This is a genomic window from Micromonospora sp. CA-269861, from assembly GCF_050948505.1.
GTDB lineage: Bacteria > Actinomycetota > Actinomycetes > Mycobacteriales > Micromonosporaceae > Micromonospora.
This window is the reverse complement of the sequence record NZ_CP192014.1, coordinates 6,231,713-6,257,073: the sequence shown is the minus strand read 5'-3', so window position 1 is coordinate 6,257,073 and position 25,361 is coordinate 6,231,713. Positions and strand designations below refer to the sequence as shown.

Annotated in this window: 17 protein-coding genes and 1 pseudogene; 11 read left to right on the top strand and 7 right to left on the bottom strand. The window is 70.8% G+C overall.

Annotated features, from left to right (window positions below):
* Positions 1-12 precede the first annotated feature (12 nt).
* The gene (locus ACQP0U_RS28655; RefSeq protein WP_433313077.1) at positions 13-1,770 is read left to right on the top strand and encodes a molybdopterin-dependent oxidoreductase; all 1,758 of its coding nucleotides are present in this window, start codon (positions 13-15) and stop codon (positions 1,768-1,770) included.
* A 301-nt stretch (positions 1,771-2,071) separates the two neighbouring features.
* Here ACQP0U_RS28655 and ACQP0U_RS28650 read toward each other — a convergent pair whose 3' ends face one another.
* The gene (locus tag ACQP0U_RS28650; RefSeq protein ID WP_433313074.1) at positions 2,072-2,632 is read right to left on the bottom strand and encodes a hypothetical protein; all 561 of its coding nucleotides are present in this window, start codon (positions 2,630-2,632) and stop codon (positions 2,072-2,074) included.
* A gap of 704 nt (positions 2,633-3,336) precedes the next feature.
* Positions 3,337-3,720, bottom strand: coding sequence for a WhiB family transcriptional regulator (locus ACQP0U_RS28645; protein WP_091406539.1), 384 nt, complete (start codon positions 3,718-3,720; stop codon positions 3,337-3,339).
* A gap of 253 nt (positions 3,721-3,973) precedes the next feature.
* On the opposite strand from ACQP0U_RS28645, the gene ACQP0U_RS28640 reads away from it, so the two are divergent.
* Positions 3,974-4,795, top strand: a complete 822-nt coding sequence (locus tag ACQP0U_RS28640) for a response regulator transcription factor (RefSeq protein WP_433313072.1) — start codon at positions 3,974-3,976, stop codon at positions 4,793-4,795.
* Positions 4,796-4,878: 83 nt separating this feature from the next.
* Here the strand turns inward: ACQP0U_RS28640 and ACQP0U_RS28635 are convergent, their stop codons facing one another.
* Positions 4,879-5,298 (bottom strand): DUF5319 domain-containing protein, encoded by a 420-nt coding sequence (locus ACQP0U_RS28635; RefSeq protein WP_357358508.1) that lies wholly within the window; start codon positions 5,296-5,298, stop codon positions 4,879-4,881.
* Positions 5,299-5,484: 186 nt separating this feature from the next.
* Between ACQP0U_RS28635 and guaB the strand changes: the two genes are divergently transcribed.
* Both guaB and ACQP0U_RS28625 read left to right on the top strand, forming a co-directional pair.
* A complete protein-coding gene (gene guaB / locus ACQP0U_RS28630; RefSeq protein WP_433313068.1) occupies positions 5,485-7,047 on the top strand; it encodes an IMP dehydrogenase in 1,563 nt (520 codons plus the stop codon).
* A gap of 30 nt (positions 7,048-7,077) precedes the next feature.
* Positions 7,078-8,196: a GuaB3 family IMP dehydrogenase-related protein gene (locus tag ACQP0U_RS28625; RefSeq protein ID WP_433313065.1), complete on the top strand. Its 1,119-nt coding sequence runs from the start codon at positions 7,078-7,080 to the stop codon at positions 8,194-8,196.
* A 67-nt stretch (positions 8,197-8,263) separates the two neighbouring features.
* On the opposite strand, the gene ACQP0U_RS28620 is transcribed toward ACQP0U_RS28625, so the two are convergent.
* Positions 8,264-11,581 carry a ThuA domain-containing protein gene (locus ACQP0U_RS28620; RefSeq protein ID WP_433313062.1) on the bottom strand — a complete coding sequence of 1,106 codons (3,318 nt, stop codon included), beginning with the start codon at positions 11,579-11,581 and terminating at the stop codon, positions 8,264-8,266.
* 214 nt (positions 11,582-11,795) lie between these two features.
* Positions 11,796-12,911, bottom strand: a complete 1,116-nt coding sequence (locus ACQP0U_RS28615; protein WP_433313059.1) for a sugar phosphate isomerase/epimerase family protein — start codon at positions 12,909-12,911, stop codon at positions 11,796-11,798.
* Positions 12,912-13,243: 332 nt separating this feature from the next.
* Here ACQP0U_RS28615 and ACQP0U_RS28610 point away from each other — a divergent pair, with 332 nt between their 5' ends.
* Both ACQP0U_RS28610 and ACQP0U_RS28605 read left to right on the top strand, forming a co-directional pair.
* Positions 13,244-14,650, top strand: coding sequence for a M1 family metallopeptidase (locus tag ACQP0U_RS28610; RefSeq protein ID WP_433313056.1), 1,407 nt, complete (start codon positions 13,244-13,246; stop codon positions 14,648-14,650).
* 108 nt (positions 14,651-14,758) lie between these two features.
* Positions 14,759-16,216, top strand: a complete 1,458-nt coding sequence (locus tag ACQP0U_RS28605) for a M1 family metallopeptidase (RefSeq protein ID WP_433313053.1) — start codon at positions 14,759-14,761, stop codon at positions 16,214-16,216.
* A 6-nt stretch (positions 16,217-16,222) separates the two neighbouring features.
* Here ACQP0U_RS28605 and ACQP0U_RS28600 read toward each other — a convergent pair whose 3' ends face one another.
* Positions 16,223-17,341, bottom strand: a complete 1,119-nt coding sequence (locus ACQP0U_RS28600) for an LCP family protein (protein ID WP_433313050.1) — start codon at positions 17,339-17,341, stop codon at positions 16,223-16,225.
* A gap of 143 nt (positions 17,342-17,484) precedes the next feature.
* Between ACQP0U_RS28600 and ACQP0U_RS28595 the strand changes: the two genes are divergently transcribed.
* Positions 17,485-19,182, top strand: coding sequence for an FAD-dependent oxidoreductase (locus ACQP0U_RS28595; RefSeq protein WP_433313047.1), 1,698 nt, complete (start codon positions 17,485-17,487; stop codon positions 19,180-19,182).
* 151 nt (positions 19,183-19,333) lie between these two features.
* Positions 19,334-20,890, top strand: a complete 1,557-nt coding sequence (guaA, locus tag ACQP0U_RS28590) for a glutamine-hydrolyzing GMP synthase (RefSeq protein WP_433313045.1) — start codon at positions 19,334-19,336, stop codon at positions 20,888-20,890.
* A gap of 127 nt (positions 20,891-21,017) precedes the next feature.
* On the opposite strand, the pseudogene ACQP0U_RS28585 reads toward guaA, so the two are convergent.
* A pseudogene (locus tag ACQP0U_RS28585) lies at positions 21,018-21,326 on the bottom strand (PspC domain-containing protein); the annotation flags it as partial.
* Positions 21,327-21,469: 143 nt separating this feature from the next.
* Between ACQP0U_RS28585 and ACQP0U_RS28580 the strand changes: the two are divergent.
* The 3 genes from ACQP0U_RS28580 to ACQP0U_RS28570 all read left to right on the top strand — a co-directional run bounded on the left by ACQP0U_RS28580 (position 21,470) and on the right by ACQP0U_RS28570 (position 25,359).
* Complete coding sequence (locus ACQP0U_RS28580) at positions 21,470-22,432, top strand: NUDIX hydrolase (protein WP_433313042.1); 963 nt, start codon at positions 21,470-21,472, stop codon at positions 22,430-22,432.
* 698 nt (positions 22,433-23,130) lie between these two features.
* A complete protein-coding gene (locus tag ACQP0U_RS28575; RefSeq protein ID WP_433313039.1) occupies positions 23,131-24,063 on the top strand; it encodes an NUDIX hydrolase in 933 nt (310 codons plus the stop codon).
* A gap of 345 nt (positions 24,064-24,408) precedes the next feature.
* The gene (locus ACQP0U_RS28570) at positions 24,409-25,359 is read left to right on the top strand and encodes a CDP-alcohol phosphatidyltransferase family protein (protein ID WP_433313037.1); all 951 of its coding nucleotides are present in this window, start codon (positions 24,409-24,411) and stop codon (positions 25,357-25,359) included.
* Positions 25,360-25,361 lie beyond the last annotated feature (2 nt).

Sequence of the window (25,361 nt, the reverse complement as noted above, 5' to 3'; positions counted from 1 at the left end):
CACACTGGGCCGATGAGCACCACATCAGGGCGGTACGCCGCGCTGGCCGGAATCACCGCCGCCGCCGTCGCGATCGGGATCGCCGAACCGGTCGCGGTGTTGACCGGCCCCCGGTCGGCGCCCCTGGTCGCTGTCGGCGGGGTCGTCGTCGACGCCGTCCCCGAGTCGCTGAAGCAACTCGCCATCGACCTCTTCGGCACCGCCGACAAGATCGCACTGCTGGTCGGCACGGCAGTGCTGCTGGGAGGCTTCGCCGCGCTCTTCGGCGTACTCGCGGTTCGCCGGCTGGTACTCGGCCTGGCCGGCATCGCCGCGTTCGGCGCCATCGGCGTGGCCGCCGCGTTGACCCGCTCCGGCGCGGACCTCGCCGACGCGCTGCCCTCCCTGGTCGGCGCGGGTCTCGGCGCCCTGGTGCTCTGGCTGTTCATCGCCGGACCGTTCGAGCTGAACCCCTGGCCCTGGTCACCACCCACCCCGACCGCTGGCCCGGTGCCGCCTGCCGGCCCGGTGCCGCACGGAGGTCCGGTTGCGCCCGGCAGTCCGGTGTCGCCTGGCGGTCCGGTTGTGCCCGGCAGTCCGGTGTCGCCTGCCGGCCCGGTGCCGCCCGGCGAGTCGGTGCCGGTGTCGCCGGCGGAGTCGGTGCCGGTGACTCCCGCCGGGCCGACGGCGGCGGTCGAGCCGGTCAGGCCCGCCGAAGTGGACCCGGAGTCGCGACGGCGGTTCCTCACCGGCAGCGGGGTGCTGCTCGGCACGGCCGTGGTGGCCGGACTCGGCGGGCGCTGGCTGGCCGGTCGGCGCGGCGTGTCCGCAGCCCGGGACGCCATTCGCCTGCCCGCGCCTGTCGCCCCCGCGCCGGCCGTGCCGGCCGGCGCGGACCTCTCACTGACCCAGCTCGCGCCGTACGTCACCCCGAACTTCGGCTTCTACCGGATCGACACCGCGCTGGTGGTACCCCAGGTCGACCCGGACACCTGGCGGCTGCGGATCCACGGGCGGGTCGGCAGGGAGCGCACCTACAGCTACGCGGATCTGCTGGCCCGACCGCTCGTCGAGCGGTACATCACGCTGGCCTGCGTCTCCAACGAGGTGGGCGGGGACCTGATCGGCAACGCCCGCTGGCTCGGCGTACCCCTGCGGGAACTGCTCGACGAGGTCGAGCCGGACGACGACGCCGACCAGGTCGTCGGTCGGTCGGTCGACGGCTGGACCTGTGGTACCCCCACCGCCGCGCTCCGCGACGGACGTGACGCACTGCTGGCCGTCGGGATGAACGGTGAGCCGCTGCCGGTCGAGCACGGCTTCCCGGTCCGGGTGGTGGTGCCGGGCCTCTACGGCTACGTGTCAGCCTGCAAGTGGGTGACCGAACTGGAGCTGACCCGGTTCGCCGACTTCGACGCGTACTGGGTGCCGCGTGGATGGTCCCCGCAGGGACCGATCAAGACCCAGTCGCGGATCGACGCACCCCGGGGGCGCAACCGGCTGACCGCCGGGCCGGTGACCGTCGCCGGGGTGGCCTGGGCGCAGCACCGAGGCATCCGCCGAGTCGAGGTACGCGTCGACGACGGCCAGTGGCAGGAAGCCTCGCTGGCCCCGACCGTGTCGGTGGACACCTGGGTGCAGTGGTCCTGGCGCTGGGACGCCACGCCGGGCGAACACCGGCTCCAGGTTCGAGCGACGGACGCAACCGGCGAAACCCAGACCGAACGCACGCAGGACGTCGTCCCGGACGGCGCGACCGGTTGGCACACTGTCACCGTCACCGTCCGCTGATCCACGGCCCAGCGTCCGGGCTGGCACCCCGGACCGTGCATGCAGATCTTGGACACTTTCCGTTCCGCGCGAACGGAAACTGTCCAAGATCTGCGGGCAACCACCCGCCGAACCGTGCCAACCGCCTCCGTCAGGCACCCGGCGGCGCGGCAACCGCGGCCAGCGGACCGCATCCATGCGCTCGCCCGCACGGCACGGGAGACGCCGCTGGCCGGCACCCCGGGGTTGCGGGTGCCGGCCAGCGGTCGGTGTCGTGCGGTGGTGCGGGTGGTGCGGTGCTGCGGTGGTGCGGGTGTGTGGGTCAGCTGTTCCAGTGCTGGGCGACCAGGTCGGTGGCCTGCTGCTCCCACTGGGCGTAGGCGTCCGGGTACGCCGACACCTGCACCGTCTGGGCGGCGTCGGTCAGCGGCATGTCCTGCCACCCGTCAACCTGCTTCAGGCCCTTCAGGAACGCGGTGGTGGAGTAGGCGGGGTCGGTGATCTGCTCCGGCGTACCCCAACCCGAGCTCGGGCGCTGCTGGAACAGGCCCAGCGAGTCATGGTCGTTCATGTCGCCGAGGTGGCCGAGGTTCTCCAGCTTCGACTCCTGCAGGCTCGTCGCGATCGAGATGACCGCGGCGCGCTCGGGCAGGCCGGCCTTCTTCGTCGCGGCGATGATCGCCTTGACGTTGGCGGTCTGCTCGTCGTTGAGGCTGATGTGCGACTGGTCGCCCTGCGGCTTCGGCGCCGCCGACTGCACGGCCACCGCGACCGGCTTGGCATCCACCGGGTTGGCGTGGGCGGCGATCGGACCGGCGAACACACCACCGGCGAACGCGAGACCAGCAACAGACAGCACGCTCTTACGCATGATCGTGTTCATGGGGGAAGCTCCTTCGGGGGTAGGACACCCTGAACGCCAAGGGGGAACAGCGGCAGGGTGTGAGCACCTCGTCCGGCGCTGCACAAACAACAGGGGAGAAGTCTTCAAGGTCGGCGGCCTGCGAGCGGGGGGCTCGTGGCGCCGGGTCCAGGTGTAACGACCGGGGGGCCGGGGTCATTCCGCGGTGGCCCACCTGCCGGCACCCTCATCGTGGCGGTGGCCGGGCGGTCGTTCGTGGGGACTGTAACGACCGGGTGGTGGCTGGCATTCCCACCTGCGCGACCAGCCCAGGGGACCAGGGCCGGACGGCGGTCGGTGGTGCTGCGATCGTCAGGGTATGTAACGACCCCGGCCCGGCCATGATTCCGGCCCACGTGTGCGGCCGGCCACCAGCAAAAGCCGCATACCGCGCAGAAGCCTACCCCGCGTCGAGCTTGAACAGCTCAGACCGGACAAACCGCCCAGGATGTCGTCTTCGCTTGCCTCAAGAGCTGCATAGTCGGACTTGATCCACTCGGCGTCACGGAAGTCGGGGCGTCCGGATGGGCGGGATGCCCCGACATCAAGGAACTCGTGTTGATCATGACCGTGCTGGTGGCGGTGGCGGTGGCTGGCCGAGACCCGTACGCATAAGCGGTCAAACGCGCGAAACCGCGCCTCCCGGGTCGGGGGCGCGGTTTCGCGGATGTTGGGGACGCGTCGGGTCAGGCGACGTTGCGTTGGGCTGGGACTGTCGACTTGTGCGGGCGGCCCAGGCGGGCCTCGAGCCGTGCGACGTCGACGCGGGCGTGTCGGCGGTCTGCCAGGTCCTCCCAGCCGACGGCGAGCAGTCGCAGGCGCTCGGACTCGCTGAAGCCGCCCCACACGCCGTACGGCTCGCGTACCGACAGGGCGTGGGCGGCGCACTCGGCGCGAACCGGGCAGGCGCGGCAGACCGACTTGGCGGCAGACTCGCGGCGCAGCCGGGAAGAGCCACGCTCACCGTCGGGGTGGAAGAACTGGGCGCTGTCGCGCCCTCGGCAGGCACCGAGTCGCTGCCAGTCCCAGAGGTCGACGATGGGTCCGGGCAGTCTACGTACGTTCGACATCAGCACCCCTCCTCCCGCGCGGCTCCGCGAGAATCCTTATGGCCGGCATCCGGGCGGCGGGCCGCGCAGGCGCACCGTTCCCGGCCTGGATCTCCCGGTACCCGGGCTGTCGTCAACTCACACGTGTGTGATCGAAAACGTCCGGGAAATTGCGGCTTTTGCCCCATCTGTCGGAAAAGTTCGAAGGATTGCCGGGAACCCCCTCCCCAGCCGACCGCGTCATGGTCTGCTCGTTGGCGGAGAGGAGACCACAGTGCGTAGCGTTCTTGTATGCGTTCGGACACCACTCGCGGCCCAGCACCTTACTTCTGCTGCCGCGCGACTGGGGTTGTCCGCGATTGTTCGTACCGCCGTCTCTGATCCCGAGGTGATGCTGCGGCTGGCCGAGCGACCGGCCGACGTCGTCCTGGCCGACACGGCCCTCACCCGGCCGGACAGCGCCGGTTTCGTCCGCCGGGTGTTGGCGCGGGCGCCGCAGGCGGCCGTGCTGCTGCTCGGCACCGAGGAGTCCGAGGCGGCGGCGGCCACCATCAGCGCCGGTGCCCGGGGGCTCATCCAGAATGTCGACCATGACCTGACCAGTGCGGTGGCGAAGGCTCTACTGCTGCTCACCGCACCTGGCCGAGCCTCCCGGCAGCGGATCACCGATCCGGCCCGCGACGCTGCGGCGGTGGGTGGTTCCGGTTCTGGTCGCTCCGGGCCGTCGCCGCGTGGCTCCGGCGATCCCGGCTGGGCGGCTACTGCCGCTGACGGCCCGGCCGGTGTGGCGTCGGTGCCGGTGCAGCGGGGCGACGACGAGGCGGAGGCGGGAACCGGCGAGCCGGCGACGCAGACCGACCCGGGCCGTCCCGCCCCGACCGCCCGACCCAGTCGGGCGTCGATCGGCCTGACCGAGCGTGAGCTTCAGGTGCTGCTCGGCATGGCCGAGGGCAAGAGCAACGCGGAGATCGGCCGGGAGCTGTTCGTCTCCGAGGACACCGTCAAGACGCACGCCCGCCGGTTGTTCCGCAAGCTTGGCGCCCGGGACCGGGCGCACGCGGTGGCGGCGGGCTTCCGGGCCGGTCTCGTCGCCTGACGTACGCGCCTGGCAGCCGCGGGGCAAGCCACACGCCCGGGTACGCCTCGCAGCAGCCCGGGTACGCCGGCCGTGCGGCGGCGTCACTTGGTGGCGGTCGGAGTGCCCGGCTCGTCCTCGGTGCCCTCGGACAGGGTGTCGTGCACCCCGTCGGCGTACCCCCGGGCGTAGTCCCAGGTCACGTAGTGGTCCGGGTCGGGGTCGTACGCGGGCTCGTGCACCCGGGGCCGCCCGGAGTTGAGGAGGTGCCGCAGGTTGCCGCGGAGCAGGTCCCAGTCGAAGTAGTGCGGCTCCCGACAGTCCTCGCATTCGATGACCAGCCCGCGGACCCCGATCGGGGCCAGCAGAGCCTGGTAGATCTCCAGGTCGGCGAGGTCTTCCAGCACATCCTGCCGCTCGACGTCGGTCAGCGGATCCGGCGTCGCGTCATCGCCCGGGTCATCCAGACCCGCGGTCGGATCGGCCGGGTCGCCATTGAACGGGTCGATGGGCTCGTCGTGCACCCCCTCACCGTAGACCCAACGCGGCGCGAACGTCCGCCCCCCGGCCTCCGTGCCGGGCCGGCCTGCCACGGACGGGTCGCCCAGCTCACTGGGTACGATGAGGCGACGTGCCGGCATCGTGGCGCGCTCCGGTGCCCGCCCGCGCCACCTCGCTGAAGCCCATCCGAGCAGCTCAGGGGAGCAATCGTGGAAAATTCGCCCAGCACCGATCTTCCGGCCGGCGTCGAGCACGCCGACCTGGGCGGCCACCTGCCCGAGCTGCCGGCCGGCTCCGCCCGGGTGGTTCCGCTCGGCCTCACCTTCGACGACGTGCTGCTCCAGCCGGGCGAGTCGGACGTGGTGCCCAGCCGGGTCAACACCCGGACGAAGCTGACCCGCAACATCGAGTTGTCCATTCCGCTGCTGTCCAGCGCGATGGACACGGTGACCGAGGCCCGGATGGCGATCGCCATGGCCCGCCAGGGCGGCATCGGCGTGCTGCACCGCAACCTCTCGCTGGAGGACCAGGCCCTCCAGGTCGACCTGGTCAAGCGCTCCGAGTCCGGCATGATCACCAACCCGGTGACCGCGAGCCCGAACGACACGCTGCGCGAGGTCGACGAGCTGTGCGGGCGTTACCGCATCTCCGGCGTTCCGGTGGTGGACGGCGACGGCCAGTTGGTGGGCATCGTCACGAACCGGGACATGCGTTTCGTCTCCGAGCCGAACACTCCGGTCCGCGAGATCATGACCCACACTCCGCTGGTCACCGCGCGGGTCGGGGTGAGCAAGGACGACGCCCTGGCGCTGCTGCGTCAGCACAAGGTCGAGAAGCTGCCGATCGTCGACGAGTCGGGTCGGCTGCGCGGCCTGATCACGGTGAAGGACTTCACCAAGAGCGAGCAGTACCCGGACGCCAGCAAGGACGACGCCGGCCGCCTGCGCGTCGCCGCCGCCATCGGTGTCGGCGAGGACGCCTACAAGCGGGCCCGCGCCCTGGTCGACGCGGGTGTCGACGTGCTGATCGTGGACACCGCGCACGGTCACCAGCGGGCCGTGCTGGACATGGTCCGCCGGCTCAAGGCCGACGTGACTGTCGACATCATGGGCGGCAACGTGGCCACGTACGCCGGCGCGAAGGCGCTTGTCGACGCCGGCGCCGACGGCGTCAAGGTGGGCGTGGGTCCGGGCGCGATCTGCACCACCCGGATCGTCGCCGGGGTCGGTGTGCCGCAGGTGACCGCGATCATGGAGGCGGCCCGGGCCGCCCGCCCGGCCGGCGTGCCGGTGATCGGCGACGGCGGCATTCAATACTCCGGTGACATCGCCAAGGCCCTGGTGGCCGGCGCCGACACGGTGATGCTCGGCAGCCTGCTGGCCGGCTGCGAGGAGAGCCCCGGTGAGCTGATCTTCGTCAACGGCAAGCAGTTCAAGACGTACCGCGGGATGGGGTCGCTCGGCGCGATGCAGTCCCGGGGCCAGGCCAAGTCGTACAGCAAGGACCGCTACTTCCAGCAGGACGTGCTCAGCGACGACAAGCTGGTCCCCGAGGGCGTGGAGGGCCAGGTGCCCTACCGGGGGCCGCTCTCCCGGGTGGCCCACCAGCTGGTCGGCGGTCTGCGACTGGCCATGGGGTACGCCGGTGCGGAGAACATCCCCGATCTGCACCGCCGCGGCCAGCTCATCCGGATCACCGCGGCTGGCCTGAAGGAGAGCCACCCGCACGACATCCAGATGACCGTCGAGGCGCCCAACTACCACACCCGCTGACCCATCACCCCCAACCACCTGGAGTCCCCCATGCGTGACGTGGTCGAGATCGGGCTGGGCAAGACCGCGCAGCGCGGCTACCACCTGGACGACATCGCCATCGTGCCGAGCCGCCGTACCCGGGACGTCGACGACGTCTCGACGTCCTGGCAGCTCGACGCGTACCCGTTCGACATCCCGTGCGTCGGTCACCCCTCCGACGCCACCATGAGCCCGTCCTCGGCGGTGCGTCTCGGTCAGCTCGGCGGCCTCGGCGTGCTCAACGTCGAGGGGCTCTGGACCCGCTACGAGAACCCGACCAAGGTGCTGGACGAGCTGGCCGGCCTCGACGAGGAGGCCCGCGCCACCAAGCGGCTCCAAGAGGTGTACGCCGAGCCGATCCGCCCGGACCTGATCGCGGAGCGGGTCCGCGAGCTGCGCGCCGGTGGCGGCACGGTGGCGGTGCGGGTCTCCCCGCAGCACACCCTCGCGCTGGCCCCGGTGATCCTGGACGCCGGGGTGGACATCCTGGTGATCCAGGGCACCATCGTCTCGGCCGAGCACGTGTCCACCACCGACGAGCCGTTGAACCTCAAGGAGTTCATCGCCGACCTCGACCTGCCGGTGATCGTCGGTGGCTGCACTGACTACAAGACGGCGCTGCACCTGATGCGTACCGGCGCTGCCGGCGTGATCGTGGGCATCGGTGGCGACGAGTGGTCGACCACCGAGTCGGTGCTGGGCATCCGGGTGCCGATGGCCACCGCGATCGCCGACGCCGCGGCGGCCCGGCGCGACTACCTGGACGAGACCGGCGGCCGGTACGTGCACCTGATCGCCGACGGTGACATCCAGACCTCGGGCGACATCGCCAAGGCCCTCGGCTGCGGCGCGGACGCGGTGATGCTCGGTGAGCCGCTGTCGCTCTGTGACGAGGCCCCCGCCGGTGGTGCCTGGTGGCACTCGGCGGCGAGCCACCCGTCGCTGCCCCGGGGCGCCTTCGAGGTCTCCGGTGAGCCGCTCGGGTCGATGGAGCAGTTGCTCTTCGGGCCGGCGGACGAGGCCGACGGCCAGCTCAACCTGTTCGGCGGGCTGCGTCGGGCGATGGCCAAGTGCGGTTACCGCGACCTGAAGGAGTTCCAGAAGGTCGGTCTGGTCCTCGACCGCTGACCGATCCGTCAGACGCCGGAAGGCCGGCCCCGCCTGGTGCGGGGCCGGCCTTCGTCGTACCGGCGGGTCAGCCCTCGGTGAATTCCACCCAGTTCAGGTTGCCCAGGCCACTGGTCGGACCGCCGGGTACGGCGCGGTAGACCAGATAGAGCCGGTGCGCCCCGGCCGGTTGGGTCACCGGCACCGCGGTGTTGATGAAGGCCGAGTTTCCGGTGGTCGCGTTCAGCGTGGCCGTGGCGATGACCGGGCCGGTCGGCGAGTCGAGTCTCAGCTCCACCGCCGCCCGAGGTGTGCCGGCGGTGGCGGCCGAGCCGCCGGAGTGCCGCAGCGTCACGGTCGAGACCCCGCCCAGGTTGATCGGGTCGAACGCGACGTGGTCGCCAGGGTCGATGGCGCTGACGTGCTGCCCGCCGCCGGCGTCGCCGGTGGTGGCCACCTCGACGCCCTGCTTCACCTGGGCGTTCTCGGCCTGTTGCCGGGGCGTCTGGATGATCGCCTGGCCCACCGTGGTGAGGGCGGCCTGGCCGCCGCCACCCAGGTCGGTGTACGAGGCGCTGATCCCGCCGTACAGGTATCCGCCGGCGTGGTCACCGCCGTCGGCCGGGGTGGCGAGGGTTCCGGTGCAGCCGGTGGTCGAGCTGTCCGGGTGGCCGTGGCTGTCATGGCCGAGAACGAAGGTCACGGTCACCCGCGAGCAGTCCACCGGTCCGTCCTCCGGGTCCGTCACGGTGACCGTGAACGGCACGCTTTCACCCCAGGTGAAGAAGCTGCCACTCACTGGGGAGGTGACGGTCACCGTGGGCGCGGTGTTACCGACCACGATCTCCCTGGTGAGCACGGCCGTCTTCCCGCTGGAGTCGGTCACCGTCAGCTTTGCGGTGTACGTCCCGTTGGTCGTGTAGGTGAACGACGGGGCCGGATCGGCCGAGTCGACCGTGCCGTCGCTGGTGAAGTCCCAGGCGTACGAGATGGACTCGCCCGGGTCCGGGTCGTAGCTGCCGGCCGAGGAGAACCGCACGGTCAGCGGCGCCGATCCTGAGGTGGGGGTGGCGTCGAGCTTCGCCACCGGTGACCGCTTGCCCTTGACGTACCGGATTACCGACAGCTGCGCGTCCGGGTTGGCCCGGAAGAAGCCGTCGCCGTACTCCAGCAGGTAGAGCGAGCCGTCCGGGCCGAACTCCATGTCCATCGGGTTGTCGAAGACGATGCCCGGAAGGAACTGCTCGACGCCGGTCAGGGTGCCCCGGCCGTCGGTGCGCATCATGAAGATCTTGTCTCGGGTGAACTCACCGAACACCACAGCGTTCTGGTAGTACTCGGGGAACTTCACCTCGGAGGTCGACGTCGGGTCGTACGAGTAGATAGGACCGCCCATCGGACCGACCCCTCCGGTACCGATCACCGGCCACTTGAAGTCGCAGCCGGTCGGCGGGTTTTCCAGGTACGACCCGGCACACGGGGTGCGCGCGTCGAACGTGTACCAGAACTGCGGCTGCTCGACCTTCGGCAGCACCCGCAGACCGGTGTTGCGCGGTGAGTCGTTCACCGGGGCGCCGCAGTTGAACGGGGCGCCGGAGGTCCGGGTCACGAAATCGAAGTCGATGTACGGCAGGCTCGGCGAGTAGCAGTACGGCCAGCCGTAGTTGCCGGCCTTGTTGGTGGCGAACCAGCGGCCGGTGCCGTCCGGCCCCCGGGTGGCACTGGGTACGCGGGAGTCCGGCGAGTAGTCGCCGACGTAGACGATGCCCTTGGCGTCCACGTCGTACCGGAAGGGGTTGCGAAGCCCCATCAGGAAGATCTCCGGTCGCGTCTTGGCGGCGGTGTCCTGCTCCTCGGGGAAGAGGTTGCCGTTCGGGATGGCGTACGTGCCGTTCGCCCGTACCTTGATCCGCAGCAGCTTGCCCCGCAGGTCGTTGGTGTTGGCCGCCGAGCGCTGCGCGTCGTAGCCGGGGCCCTGGGTCGGCGATTCGTTGATCGGCGTGTAGCCGTCGGAGCCTCCGGCGTTGGTGTCGTCGCCGGTGATCAGGTAGAGCAATCCCTTGCCGTCGAACTTGATCTCGCCTGCCACGTGGCAGCAGATGCCGCGGTCCACGTCGACCCGGAGGATCTGCTGCTCGGTGCTCATGTCCAGGCGCGGGGTGGGGGAGTCCACCATCTTTACCCGGGAGAGCTGGTTGTAACCCTTGAACTTGTCCCACACGGTCGGGTCGGTGGAGGTGGCCGGGGCGTCGCCCTCGTTGACACCCGGGGTGGCCGGGTCGTCGACCGGGGTGTTCAGCCTCGGCGCGTAGTAGATGTAGACCCACTTGTTGGTCGCGAAGTCCGGGTCGATCGCCACCGATTGGAGGCCGTCCTCGTCGTGCTGGTACACGTCGACGGTGGTGATCACCGGGCTGGCGCCGGTGGCCGGATCGTAGAGCCGCACCTCACCGCCCCGGGTGTTGTGCAGCACCCGGCCGTCCGGAAGCACGGCCAGCGACATCGGCTCGCCCGGGTCGTCGTTGAGGGTGACCTTCTCGTAGTTGCCGAGCACCGTGGCGCCGCAGTCGCCCTCGACCACGCCGGCGGACCACTGGATGCCGCCGAGCAGGTGCTCGCGGAACCTCGCCGAGCGGTACGTCTCGATGCTGTGCCCGAGGCCGGTGTAGAAGGAGCGGCCACCCTGGTGGTCCTTACACCACGTGACGGGGTGGTCGTACCCCATTGCGCCACCGGTGTAGGTCTTCTCGTCGACAGTGGCCAGCACATGTGCGGTGCCGCGGACGTTGCGGTTGAAGTTGTACCACTCCTCGGTGAGGGTGAGCGTGCGCGGCAACGTCTCGGTGGCCGGGTGGGCCCGGTCGGCCACGTCCACCACGCCACGGACGGGCGGCGTGGCACCGGCCACCTTCGCGCCGACCAGGTCCTGGTAGAAGGCCCAGTCCGGCTCGGTCTCGGCCGCCGCGTGCACGCCCACGTAACCGCCGCCAGCCTTGACGTACGCCTCGAAGGCCGCTTCCTGGCTGGCGTTGAGCACGTCGCCAGTGGTGTTGAGGAAGACCACCGCACGGTACTTCGCGAGTTCGGTGGCGGTGAAGACGGCGGCGTCCCGGCTCACCGCGACGGTGAAGTCGTTCGCCCGGGCAAGCTGCCGGATGGTCTCGACTCCGTCGGGAATGGACGCGCGACGCTCACCGGCGGTCTTGGTGAACACCAGCACCCGGTAGGTCTGTGGGGCGCGGGCGGTGGAGCGCAGCGCGGCCGGTCCGTTCTCCACGACTGCCGGCGTGGTCAGGGCCACGTCGTCGGTCGGTGCGGCGGTCGCGGGGACGGCAGAGGTGAGGGGGATGGTGAGGATCAGTCCAGCGGCGACGGCGAACCATCGTCGTCCGGTCGGTCGGGGCATCGGTTCCTCCGGTGGTCGGCAGACGCGCGGCATCCCCAGCCCGTGGAGGCCGGCAGCACGTCTGCGTGGGGGATGGACCGGGGCGCGTCCCGTCGCCGTACGGGAGGCGCGGGTGAAGGGGCCGGTGTCGATCGGACCCGTCACCGAAAGCCGGCGCGGTGGCCGGTGGAGGGGGCGCGACCGGCGTCCACCGGACGCCGGTCGCGCCGGGGGCTCACTTCTCGACGTAGATCGTCAGGTCGGACATGTTCTGGTAGCTGGTCGCCGCGAAGTCGAGCGACTGGCCCCTGTTGTCCGTGCCGCCGGGGGCGGTGTCCATCTCCCAGTTGGCGTGGTGGAAGTTGCGCTCGCCGATGGTCTGGAAGAACTGCTGGAAGTTGAGGTCGCCGTCGCCCAGCGGGGTCATCTGGTAGCCGTTGGGGACGCTGGTGTCCCGGTCGCCGTCCTTGGCGTGGAAGAGCGGGAACCGGGTGGTCCGGTCTGCCACGGTGAGGATCGGGTCGAACAGGTCGGTCACCTCCTGGCCGGCCGGGTTGACGTACTTCTGGTGCTTGTAGCGGGCCACGTAGGCCCAGTAGATGTCCAGCTCGAAGAAGACGTACCGCGGGTCGGTGATCTCGAAGAAGTACTCCAGCCGGCGGATACCCGAGGAGCGGGTCTGCCGGCCCTGCGCATCGCGCGGGCCACGGTCGATGAGGAAGCTGTACGCGGCGTCGTGGTTGTGCGTGTAGAGCCGCATGCCCCGGGCCTTGGCCTGCCGGCCCAGCTCGTTCCAGATGTCCGCGGCGGCGTCCCACTCGGCCTTGTACGCGCTGTTGGTCGGGTCGCTGCCGGTGCCGATGTTCTTCATGCCGAGTTCCTCGGCGATGTCCAGTTGTTGCTGGAAGGTGGCCGGCTGGATCGAGGCGTGGGTGCCGTTGGCCACCAGGCCGTTGTCGTCGAGGATTTTGCGGATCTCGGCGGGGGTGATCTGCCGGCCCAGGATCTCGGTGCTCTGGGTGTAGCCGGCGAACTCGATCTCCTTGTAGCCGATCTCGGCGAGCCGGGCGAGGACGCGCTCGAAGCCGTACGGCACCCCGCTGTCGTCGGGCGCGGCCGTGATCCGGTCGCGGACGCTGTAGAGGATGATGCCGCGGTTCCTGGCCGGGATCAGCGGTTCGACCCGCAGTTTGCTCGCGTTGCCGGGGTTGGCGAGCGCGGGGGTGCCGGTGGCGAGGACGGGTAGGCCGGCCGCGCCGATCGCGGCGGCGGCGCCGGCGGAGGCGGCGAGCAGGGACCGGCGGCTGAGCCGGCCGGTGGGGGTGGCGTCGGGGGCGGTGTGATCTGGCATCGTTCCACCTTTCGCGACGGCGGTTGCCGTCGATGACGATCAGCAGAGGCGCGACGTGGTCCCGTCGCAGGGCGCCGCCGAGCGCCCGTTGGCCAGGACGTGGGGTGCCGTCCGGACTGTGGCCGACGTGAATGTTCCGACCACGTTACATCTTGGAGACAGACACTAACGTCGGTCTAAGTCGAAAGATAGGTTCGATCGACGGCAGCTTTTGCTCGTTTCGACGAAAGTCACTGATGATCGTCGATACCGGCCGCACGGCCGGCGACGCTGACTACGCTCGTCCTGACCGGAATGCCGCAGGAGGCCGGAATGCCGCAGGAGGAGTGCGCATGATCCTGACCGGACGGAGACTGCGCGTCGCCTCCGCGCTGACCTGCGTGATCGGGCTGGTCACGACCGGTTGCACGGGCAGCGACCGCGACGGGTTCCGGCCCGGTGCCGCCGACGTCGGTGACCCGTACGTGCCGGGGCACGGCAACGGCGGCTACGACGTCGCGCACTACGGCCTCGACGTCCGCTACGACCCGTCGACCGACCGGCTGACCGGTCGAGCCGCCATCACGGCCACCGCCACCCAGGACCTGTCCCGCTTCAATCTGGACCTGGCCGGCCTGGAGGTCCGCGCCGTCACCGTGGGCGACACGGCTGCCGACCACCGCCGCGGCGACGGCGAGTTGGTGGTGACGCCCCGCGACGGCCTGCCGCGCGGCCGGCAGTTCACAGTGACCGTCGACTACGCGGGTGTCCCCACTGCCGTCGACGACGGGGCGTTGGGCAGCGGCGGCTTCCTGCACACCGCCGACGGCGCGGTGGCGCTCGGGCAACCCGACTCGGCAGCCACCTGGTTCCCGGTCAACGACCACCCGTCGGACAAGGCCACCTACGACCTGGCGGTGACCGTCCCGGACGGCCTGGCCGCGCTCACCAACGGCGTGCCGGGGCCGAAGAGCAGCGCCGACGGCTGGACCACCTGGCGCTGGTCGGAGCGCGCCCCGATGGCCAGCTACCTGAGCACGCTCGTGATCGGTGACTACCGGGTGGTGACCGGCACGCACGCCGGCCGGCCGATGGTCACGGCGGTGGCCGCGAGCCTGCCGGCGACCGGCGGCGCGGCCACCTCACTGGCCCGCACCGGCGCGATCGTCGACTTCCTGGCCGACCGCTTCGGCCCGTACCCGTTCGACTCGTACGGGGGGATCGTGATCGCCGACGACCGGATCGGGTACGCGCTGGAGACCCAGTCCCGGCCGGTCTACGGGCCTGGCTTCTTCGCCGACGACCGGCCGAACCCGAGCGTCGTCGCGCACGAGCTGGCGCACCAGTGGTTCGGCGACAGTGTGTCGTTGACCAGGTGGAGCGACATCTGGCTCAACGAGGGCTTCGCCAGCTACGCCGAGTGGTTGTGGGAGGAGCACGACGGCGGCCGGACCGCCCAGCGCAACTTCGAGATCCAGTACGCGGCGACCGACTGGTCGCAGCCATCGGTCGAGCCCGGCCGGGAGCAGATGTTCGGCACTGCTGTCTACAAGCGCGGGGCGCTCGCCGTACACGCGTTGCGCCGGACCGTCGGTGACGACCTCTTCTTCCGCATCCTGCGCACCTGGACCACCGAGCGGGCGGCGGGTAACGCCACCACAGCGGACCTCGTCGCGCTGGCCGAACGGGTCACCGAGCGGCAACTGCGGCCCTTCTTCGACGCCTGGTTGGTGGGTGGGTCGGCCCCCACACTGCCGTGACCCGGCCCTGCCGCCCGGTCGATATGCTGCCGCCTGCGAACGGCGGGTAGCGCCAGTTCGCGCGGAGCGGCGGAGGCCGTGACCGGCCACCGTGCGGAAGGGTGTGGGATGCGGGGGACGCGGCACAAACTGCGAATGGGTGCCGGCCTGCTGGTGACAGGTGCTCTCGCACTGTCCGGATGCAACTCGACGGGCCCGGAGACGGCGTCACCACCGAGCGCGTCCCCCACACCGTCGCGGACGTTCACCGCGGGCGCCGACGGGGTCGGCGACGCCTACTTCCCGACCTACGGCAACGGCGGCTACGACGTCGGGCGGTACACCGTGAAGGTGCGCTACGACCCGGCCAAGGACCAGCTCACGGGTACGACCACAGTGCGGGCCACCGCGACGGCGGACCTGTCCACGTTCAACCTCGACCTGGCCGGCCTGACCGTCAGCGCGGTCACCGTGGACGGCGCACCGGCGACCCACACCCGCAAGCGCAACGAGCTGGTGATCAAGCCGGCCTCCGGCCTGATCAACGGCAACGGGTTCGTCGCCGAGATCACCTACGCCGGCAAGCCGAAACCGCTGAAGAACGAGACGCTCGGCGACGGTGGCTTCCTGCACACCGCCGACGGCGCCATCGCGCTGGGCCAGCCCGAGTCGGCGAGCACCTGGTTCCCGGTCAACGACCACCCGTCGGACAAGGCGGCCTACGACTTCGAGGTCACCGTTCCGGACGGCCTGACCGCGATCAGCAACGGCGTTCCCGGTGGGAAGACCAGCTCGGGCGGTTGGACCACCTGGAAGTGGTCGGAGAAGTCGCCGATGGCCAGCTATCTGAGCACGCTGGTGATCGGCAAGTTCCGGATCACCACCGGCGAGCACAAGGGCCGCCCGGTCTACAACGCGGTCACCACCACCGAGGCCAAGGGGAACGCGGACGCGTCCATCGCACAGACCGTCGCGGTGGCCGACTACCTGGAGAGTGTGTTCGGGCCGTACCCGTTCGACGCGTACGGCGGGGTGGTGATCTCCGACAGCCGGATCTCCTACGCCCTGGAGACGCAGAGCCGACCGGTCTACGCGGCGAGCTTCTTCCGGCAGGGCGAGAACACCGAGGTCGTCGCCCACGAGTTGGCCCACCAGTGGTTCGGCGACAGCGTCGCGTTGGCCAGGTGGGAGGACATCTGGCTCAACGAGGGCTTCGCGACGTACGCGGAGTGGCTCTGGGCCGAGCACACCGAGGCGTACACCGCCAAGTCGGCGTTCGACCGCCGGTACGCCGAGATGTCCGCACAGGTGTGGAGGACGCCGCCCGGCAAGCCGGGCGTGGAGAAGCTGTTCAGCGAGTCGGTCTACCAGCGCGGCGGCATGACGCTGCACGCCCTGCGGGTGGCCGTCGGTGACAAGGCGTTCTTCGAGATCGTCAAGACCTGGGCGGCGGAGAAGCGCGACGGCATTGCCACCACCGCCGAGTTCGTGGCCCTGGCCGAGCGGATCTCCGGCAAGCAGCTCGACGCGCTCTTCGACGCCTGGCTCTACGGCACCAAGAAGCCGGCCCTCCCCAAGCGCCTCTGAGCAGGGTCAGTTCTTGACGACCAGGTTGGGGTGGGCGGACAGGTACGCATCGGCGCGGCCGGCGCGGAGTTCGGTGAGGAACTTCCGGCCGTCGGCGGTCAACTGTTCGCCCCGGTAGGCGCTGCCCTTGCCGACGCCGGAACCGGGTAGGCCGACCAGCGTGAAACGGTTCTCCGGCAGGCCACTGAGGGCGTACGCGATGTCGACGATCTTCCGCCCGCCCACGTAGACGAGCGTGTCGCCCAGCGCCGAGACCACCTGGTCGACGCGTTCCGGTTGCTTGGCCAGGCCCTCGTCCAGGATCTTGCGGGTCATCGCCCGGATCAGCTGCTGCTGGTGACGCTGCCGTGCGTAGTCACCGCCGGTGATGTAGCGCTGCCGCGCGTAGTCCAGCGCCTGCCAGCCGTTGAGGTGCTGCTCGCCCTTCTGGTAGACCTGCTGCGGCCCCTTGTAGCCGCCCGGCGCGCTCTCCCGGTACTTGCCGTCCGGTCGGCGGTGCAGCGACTCGACCCGCTGGTCGACGTAGATGTCGACCCCGCCCAGGGCGTTGACCAGCCGATCGAACCCGTTGAAGGTGAGCACCGCGCCGGCGTCGATGCGCAGGCCGGTGTAACCGCTGACCGTGCTGCGCAGCAACTCGTACCCCTGCGCAGTGCTTGGTTGTTTGGGTTTGCCCGGCACCCGGCTGCCGAAGCTCATCGCGTGCGTGAGCTTGGTCTTGCCGCCCTTGTAGCCGGCCTTCGGGAACGCCGGGATGTCCACCAGCAGGTCGCGGGGGAGCGAGAAGAGGTACGCCCGATCCAACCCCTTGGGGACGTGCAGCACCAGCACGGCGTCCGAGTGCGGCTCCCACCCGGGCACGCTGACCCGGGTGTCCACACCGACGAGCAGCAGGTTGAGCGGGCCGGTGATGTCCGCGCCAGGTGGCGGACCGCTGGGGCTCGGGGTCGGCGTGCCGACAGGTGACGGGGTCGGTGAGCCGGCCACCGGCCCGCCGCCCGGCTTGTTGTCGCCGGTCAGCCGGGTGACCACCACCGCGCCGGCCGCGATCAGCGCGACGGCGGCGAGGGCCGTCAACCCCAGCAGCAGCCACCGTCGGCGCGGCGCCATCGACCCGAGAACCATCGTGTGTTCCTTCCCCGTCTGGTGAACAACGCTCCGACGGGTGCTCCGGGTTGCGGCCGGGAGGCGCCGGGTCGGTCGGCCGGAGCATGATCGCGCGAAAACTGCCGCTGGCGCGAGCGCTACTCGCGAGTAATGATGCGTCCATGCGGTACGACGTGGTCGTCATCGGGTCCGGCTTCGGTGGCAGCGTCACCGCGCTCCGACTGGCCGAGAAGGGTTACTCGGTCGCGGTGCTGGAAGCCGGCCGCCGCTTCGCCGACGACGAGTTCCCGCAGACGTCCTGGCGGGTCCGCCGGTTCCTCTGGGCGCCGAAGCTGGGCTGCTACGGCATCCAACGGCTCGATCTGCTCCGCCCGGCCGACCGACGGTCCGGCGGTGGCGTGCTGGTGCTCTCCGGCGCCGGGGTGGGCGGTGGCTCGCTTGTCTACGCGAACACCCTCTACGAACCGTTGCCGGCGTTCTACAGCGACCCGCAGTGGCGCGACATCACCGACTGGCGCGACGAGTTGGCCCACCACTACGACCAGGCGAAACGGATGCTCGGCGTCACCACGTACCCGGTGGACACCGGCGCGGACCGCGCCATGCGCGCGGTGGCCGTGCGGATGGGGGTGGGGCACACCTTCCACGCCACCCCGGTGGGCGTGCACATCGGCCGGCCCGGCCAGCGGGTCACCGACCCGTACTTCGGCGGTGCCGGCCCGGACCGCACCGGCTGTCTGCACTGCGGCTCGTGCATGACCGGCTGCCGGCACGGGGCGAAGAACACGCTTGTCAAGAACTACCTCTGGCTCGCGGAGCGGCTCGGGGTCACGGTCCACCCGTTGACCACTGTGACCGCCGTCCGGCCCGCCGACGAGGGCGGGTACGAGGTGCGCACCGAACGCACCGGCGCCTGGCTGCGCAAGGGGCGGCAGGTCATCCACGCCGACCAGGTGGTCTTCGCCGCCGGGGCGCTCGGCACCCAGCGGCTGCTGCACGCGATGCGGGCCGACGCGGCACTACCGGGGCTCTCGCCCCGCCTCGGCGAGCTGACCCGGACCAACTCGGAGGCGATCCTCGGCGCCTCGGTGCCCCGCCAACGGGCGCGGTCCGAGCGGTTGGACTACACCGAGGGGGTGGCCATCACCAGTTCGTTCCACCCCGACCCGCAGACGCACATCGAGCCGGTCCGCTACGGGCGGGGTTCCAACGCGATGGGTCTGCTCCAGTCGCTGCTCGTCGACGGCGGCCCGCATCGGGTACGCCGCTGGCTGGGCAGCATCGTGCGGCAGCCTCGGTTGGCCGCGCGGATGCTGTCGGTGCGCGGCTGGTCGGAACGGACGGTGATCGCTCTCGTCATGCAGTCCGTGGACAACTCGCTGACCACCCGCTGGCGGCGTGGCCCGTTCGGCCGCAGGTTGGTCACCGGGCCGGGGCACGGCACGCCCAGCCCGACCTGGATCCCGGCCGGCAACACCGCGGCCCGGATGCTCGCCGACGAGATCGGCGGTACCCCGGGCGGTTCGCTCACCGAACCCTTCGACATCCCGATGACCGCGCACATCCTGGGCGGGGCGGTCATAGGGGCGACCCCGGCCGACGGCGTGATCGACCCCTGGCACCGGGTGTACGGGCACGCCGGGTTGCACGTGGTCGACGGCGCGGCCGTCTCGGCCAACCTGGGTGTGAACCCGTCGTTGACGATCACCGCCCAGGCGGAACGCGCGATGTCCTTCTGGCCCAACAAGGGCGAAGAGGACCCCCGCCCGTCCCTGGGCTCCCCGTACCGCCGCCTACCCGCCGTACCCCCCAGAAACCCGGCAGTCCCGCCAGGTTCCCCAGGCGCGCTGCAACCCTGACCCCTGGCCTCGCCGATCTTGCAGTTTCGGTCGTCGTTCTGTGGCATTTGTGGTTTTTGTCGGGACAGAAAGTGCAAGATCGCGGGGGGTAGAGGATTGCCGGCGAGCCGGGTGCCGGGAACGGTCGTGACTGTCGGTAGGCTTCGTGCACATGAGCCTGCCTCGCCCCGTCCTCGTGGTGGACTTCGGAGCCCAGTACGCCCAGCTCATCGCCCGCCGGGTCCGTGAGGCGAAGGTCTACTCCGAGATCGTGCCGCACTCGATGCCGATCGCCGAGATGCTGGCGAAGAACCCGGCCGCGATCATCCTCTCCGGTGGCCCGTCCAGCGTCTACGCCCCGGACGCGCCGCAGATCGACGCGGGCCTGTTCAGCGCCGACGTGCCGGTCTTCGGCATCTGCTATGGCTTCCAGGCGATGGCCCAGGCGCTCGGCGGCACGGTCACCAGGACCGGCAACCGTGAGTACGGCGGTACCCCGCTGCGCCCCCGCCTCCTCGACCCCGGCGTGCTGCTGCGTGACCTGCCGGCGGACCTGCCGGTCTGGATGAGCCACGGCGACTGCGTCACCGAGGCGCCCGAGGGCTTCACGGTGACCGCCGAGTCGGCGGGCGCGCCGGTCGCCGCATTCGAGGACCTGGCCGGGCGTCGGGCCGGCGTGCAGTTCCACCCGGAGGTCGGGCACACCGCCCACGGTCAGGAGATGCTGACCCGCTTCCTCTACGACATCGCCGGCATCGAGCCGACCTGGACGCCCGAGAACATCATCGACGAGCAGGTCGCCCGGATCCGCGCCCAGATCGGCGACAAGGAGGTCATCTGCGGCCTGTCCGGCGGGGTGGACTCGGCGGTCGCCGCGGCGCTCGTGCACAAGGCCGTCGGTGACCAGCTCACCTGCGTCTTCGTCGATCACGGCCTGCTGCGCGCCGGCGAGGCCGAGCAGGTGGAGAAGGACTACGTCGCCGCCACCGGCATCAAGCTGAAGGTGGTCGACGCCGCCGACAGGTTCCTCGGCGCGCTCGCCGGGGTGACCGACCCGGAGCAGAAGCGCAAGATCATCGGCCGGGAGTTCATCCGGGTCTTCGAGGCCGCGGCCCGCGAGATCGCCGCACACGGCGACGTCGAGTTCCTCGTCCAGGGCACCCTCTACCCCGACGTGGTGGAGTCCGGCGGCGGCACCGGCACCGCCAACATCAAGAGCCACCACAACGTCGGCGGTCTCCCGGAGGACCTGAAGTTCGCGCTCGTCGAGCCGCTGCGCACCCTGTTCAAGGACGAGGTCCGCACGCTCGGCCTCCAACTGGGCCTGCCCGAGGCGATGGTCTGGCGGCACCCGTTCCCCGGCCCCGGCCTCGCCATCCGGATCATCGGCGCGGTCGACCAGGAGCGCCTCGACCTGCTCCGCCAGGCCGACCTGATCGCCCGCGAGGAGCTGACCGCCGCCGGCCTCGACCGGGGCGTGTGGCAGTTCCCGGTGGTGCTCCTCGCCGACGTGCGCAGCGTCGGCGTGCAGGGAGACGGGCGCAGCTACGGGCATCCCGTGGTGCTGCGCCCGGTCTCCAGCGAGGACGCGATGACCGCCGACTGGTCCCGGCTGCCCTACGACGTGGTGGCCCGGATCTCCACCCGGATCACCAACGAGGTCGCCGAGGTCAACCGGGTGGTCCTGGACGTCACCAGCAAGCCGCCGGGCACCATCGAGTGGGAGTGAGCGCCGCTCACGCGGCCGGCGGCGTGCTCGACGGGGTCGTGTTGGACGGGGTCGTGCTGGACGGGGTCGTGCTGGACGGGGTCGTGCTCGACGGGGTCGTCGGCGGGTAGGGCGGCGTCGGGGCGTACCCCTGCGGTGGCCCGCCCGGCGCGGGCCCGGCGGTGGGCGGCGGGCCGTTCTGCGGCGCGACGCCCGCGGCGTGCGGCCAGGCCGGCGCGCCGGTGGGCTCCTCCGGCATCAGGAACCACATGATCGGGTACGCGAACAGCGCGAGCCCGCCGGTGAGCAGGCCGGTGACCGCGAAGATCACCCGGACCAGTGTGGGATCGACGGCGAAGTAGCGGCCGACGCCGCTGGCGACCCCCGCGACCATGCGGTCGGTGGTGGGTCGCCGAAGCTGCTTGTACGGGGCGCGAGGAGCGGTGGTCGATGTCATACCCCCACGGTCCGCGCTGGTGCCCGCCCCGCCCTCGGTGACCGCCCGGATCATTACCCTGACCAATCCCTGACCGGGGCCGGAAAGTCAGGAATCCGACTCTTTTCCGTTCCGGTAACCCGGCCCGGGGAGAATTTGCTTTCGTGACCACCTTGCTGAAGCCGCTCCGCAGGATCGCGGCATACGCAGTTTGTGCTGATTCAAGCGGCCGTGTGTTGCTGGTCCGCGCATCGGAGCGCTCCGGCACCCCCGGCGTGTGGTCGCTGCCCGGCGGGGCGGTCGACCACGGCGAGGACCCGAACCACACAGTCGTTCGTGAGACCGCCGCCGAAACCGGCCTCTCGGTCGCCGTCTCCGGCCTGGCCGACGTGCTCGCCGACATGCGGGCACTTCCGGACCGGGGCATCACCATCCACACCGACCGGCTGATCTACCGGGTGGCCGTACGCGGTGGCACCCTCGCAGACCGGGTCGGCGAACGCCCCACCGACCTGGCCCGGTGGTACACCCTCGACGAGGCGCGCGAGCTGCCGCTGCGCTCGTTCACCGCACGTGCCCTCGGGTTGCCCGCCTCCTCGGCCGACGTGGTGCCCGACGAGGCACCCGAATTCCCCTCCTTCTACGCCGTGCCCGGCCCCGACGGGCTGCACCGGGCCCAGCGCTTCGCCGCGTACGCGGTCTGCACCGACCCCGCCGGCCGAGTCCTGCTCACCCGCATCTCCGACGGCTACCCCGGCGCCGGCTGCTGGCACCTGCCCGGCGGCGGCACCGACTACGGCGAGCAGCCCGGCGCGGCACTGATCCGCGAGCTGGTCGAGGAGACCGGCCAGGCCGGTCGCCTCGTCGAACTGCTCGGGGTCGCCAGCCACCGCGACGCCGCCTCACTCGGTCCCGAGGGCTACCCGATCGACTGGCACGGCGTACGCGCCTTCTACCGGGTCGTCGTCGACCAGCCCAACCCACTGACCGTGGCCGACGTGGGCGGCTCCACCTGCGAGGCCCGCTGGTTCGGCCGCGAGGAGTTGGGCGCCCTCCCCGCCGACCGCCTCACCGAGGTGACCGCCGAAGCAGTCCAGGCAGCCCAACTCACCCGACCGCTCACCTGACCGCGAGGGGCCCCTCGCCCCTCGCCCCTCGCGCCCCGGCCCCGGCCCCGGCCCCGGCCCCGGCCCCGGCCTCGGCCTTGGCCCCGCCCCCGGCCCGGCCCTCGGCCCTCGGCCCTCGGCCCTCGGCCCTCGGCCAAGATCGTGCTCGAACCAGGATGTAGTGGCCTCACCCGCGCACCGATGCCACTACATCCTGGATGTTGCGCGATCTTGCCGAGGGGCACCGCAGCAATGGGGTTCCGAGGGTCTCCCGAGGTAATCCTTGCGCGGCCTGGGGACCCCGCTCGCTGATCAACTCGGGTTCCTTGAAGTCGCGGTGTCCGGAGCGCTGGGATACCGCGCCTTCCGTGAACCCGAGTGGATCACTGTTCGTCTCGACTGCCGTGACGCGAATGGGCTCCACGATGAGGGCTGATGGAGTGGAGCGGACACGCATGCGACCGGGCTTAACGTGCCTTAAGGGGCCAAAAGGGGTCCTAGTCAAGGGTCAGTCACTTCGGTCGGGTCGCCTCGGCTCGGCAGCTCGGCGGGGTTCCCATGCGCCGCTTCGCGTTGATCATGAAGTTATTGTCAGGGCGCGAGATGGATGGCGATAAGTTCATGATCAACGGGCCTGTGGTGCGAAGCGGGGGTAACCAAAGGTGCGATTTACGCGGCGAGTCGGTGCCTATGGGCTTTTGTGGGATTCTGGCCGGGTCTTGGTGGTTCGGGACGGGGTCGAGGGTGAGTTTCCGGGGGCCTGGCGGTTGCCTGGCGGTGTCGTCGGGCATGCCGAGGACCCGGAGCGCGCCGTCGTCCGCGAAGTCGCCGAACAGGCCGAACAGGCCGAACAGGCCGGGCGGACGGCGGCGGTGACGGTGACGCGACTGCTCGCGGTGGTTGCCGATGTGGCCACCTTTACGGAGTACAAGGTCGCGCTGCACACCGACCGGCTGCTGTTCGAGCTCAACATGTCCGAGAGCGCGCGCCCCGAGAGCGCGCGGCCCGAGGGCGCGCGGCCCGAGGGCGCGCGGCCCGAGGGCACGCGGGGTGATGTCGGGGCTGGTCTGGTTGATCAGGCTCGCTGGCTCCCGTTGGCGGAGGTGGCGCAGTTGCCGCTGACCCCGTTCACCGCCGAGGCGCTCGGCCTGCCTGTCACTCCACTGCCGCCCGGGACGCGCCGGTCACTGGATCCGTTCCCGCCGACGCACCCCGACCGTCGGCTGCGCTTCGGGGCGTACGGGCTGGTCACCGACCCTGCTGGGCGGATCCTGCTCACGCAGATTGCGGAGGGCTATCCGGGGGCCGGGCTGTGGCATCTGCCCGGTGGTGGCACCGACCACGGCGAGCAGCCGGCCACCGGGTTGCTCCGGGAAGTGGTCGAGGAGGGTGGGCAGGTGGGCCGGGTCGTGGAGCTTCTCGGCGTCAACAACCTGCACAATCCCGCCGCGCTGGGCCCGGAGGGTCGGCCTCTGGACTGGCATGGCGTACGGGTGATCTATCGGGTGCTGGTGGACGTACCTACTGACGCGGTGGTCACCGAATCCGCCGGTGGGTCGACGGCGCGTGCGGGGTGGTTCACCCGGGCCGAGGCGGTTGACCTGCCGTTGAGCGACATCGCTGCCCTGGCAATCGGACAGAGTGGCCGATAGCACCCCGCTCGGTGAGCCGAGATGGTGACCCTCCGGTACAGTCGAAGGCGGGAATGATGGAGGAAACGGGCGATGAGGCCCGGGATGGGAACAAGCGAGCGGTTCGAGCGGTTTAAGCCAGATATAAGTACCGCCGGCAGCTATCGCCAAGCCATGTTCCCCTATGCGATGGTGTACTCCGCAAAACGGCTGCCGGGCCATGCAAGGTCCGGCACGAGACAGCCGGACACCCGCCACCTGGCGGCCAGCAGATCCGGTGATGGAGGAAACGTGCCGAGAGCCCCATGGCGCCGGCGTCGTACTACTGACAGTCCGCGCCCCGCTGGGCGTCGCTGGGCGGGCCGGTTGCGCCGCAGCAGCACGTTCGCCCGCCAGGTGCTGTTGGTCCGGGTCGGTCGCCGCGACGGTGACCTGCACACGACCGACCTGGCCCCGACCGAGCACCGGTACGCCGACCGGCAGCGCCGTCGCTACGGCCTGGACCGGCTCAGCCGGCCGACACTGGGTGTGGACCCGACACTTGGCCTGGACCGGGCGGACATCGACGCGGTCATGCCGGTCAGCCCGGCGATGCCGCCGATGGCGCAGGCCGACGAGGCCCGCTCGATCCCGCTGCTCCCCGGCGAGCGCACCATCGCGCGCCGGATGAAGTTCGGCCTGGTCAATGCCTGCACGCTGGCCAGCCTGATGCTCGGCATGCTGGCCATCTTCCTGGCCATGCAGGGCGAGGTGCGCATCGCCGCGCTCTGCCTGATCGCCTGCGTCGCCTTCGACGGTCTGGATGGCGCGCTGGCCCGACGGCTCGGTGTGGCCAGCCCGTTCGGCGCACAGATGGACTCACTGGCCGACATGTGCTCGTTCGGTCTCGCCGCGCCGGTCGTGGTCTACGCCTCGCTCGCCGGCTCCGTCTCCACGGCCGCGGCGGCGGTGGCGTGCGCCCTGGTTGCGGCGTGTGCCGCGATCCGACTGGCCCGCTTCAACGTCTCGCCGAAGGACGGCCGGTTCTTCTGCGGTGTGCCCACCACCATGGCGGCCGCGGTGCTTGCCGTGACCGTGGCGATCGGCCTGCCGGTGCCCGGTGCCGTGCTGGTCGCCGGGGTGGCGCTGCTGGCCTTCGCGATGGTGTCGAGCTTCCCGTACGCCAAGCTCGCCCGCCTGGTGAAGCTGCCGCCGTGGCTGTGGTTGGCCCCGGTGATCGGCGCGTTGGTCGACATCCGGCTCACGTTCGCCCTGATCGTGGTGGGCTACCTGGTCAGCGGGCCGGTTCTCTGGCTGCGGCAGCGTCGTACCGCCTGATT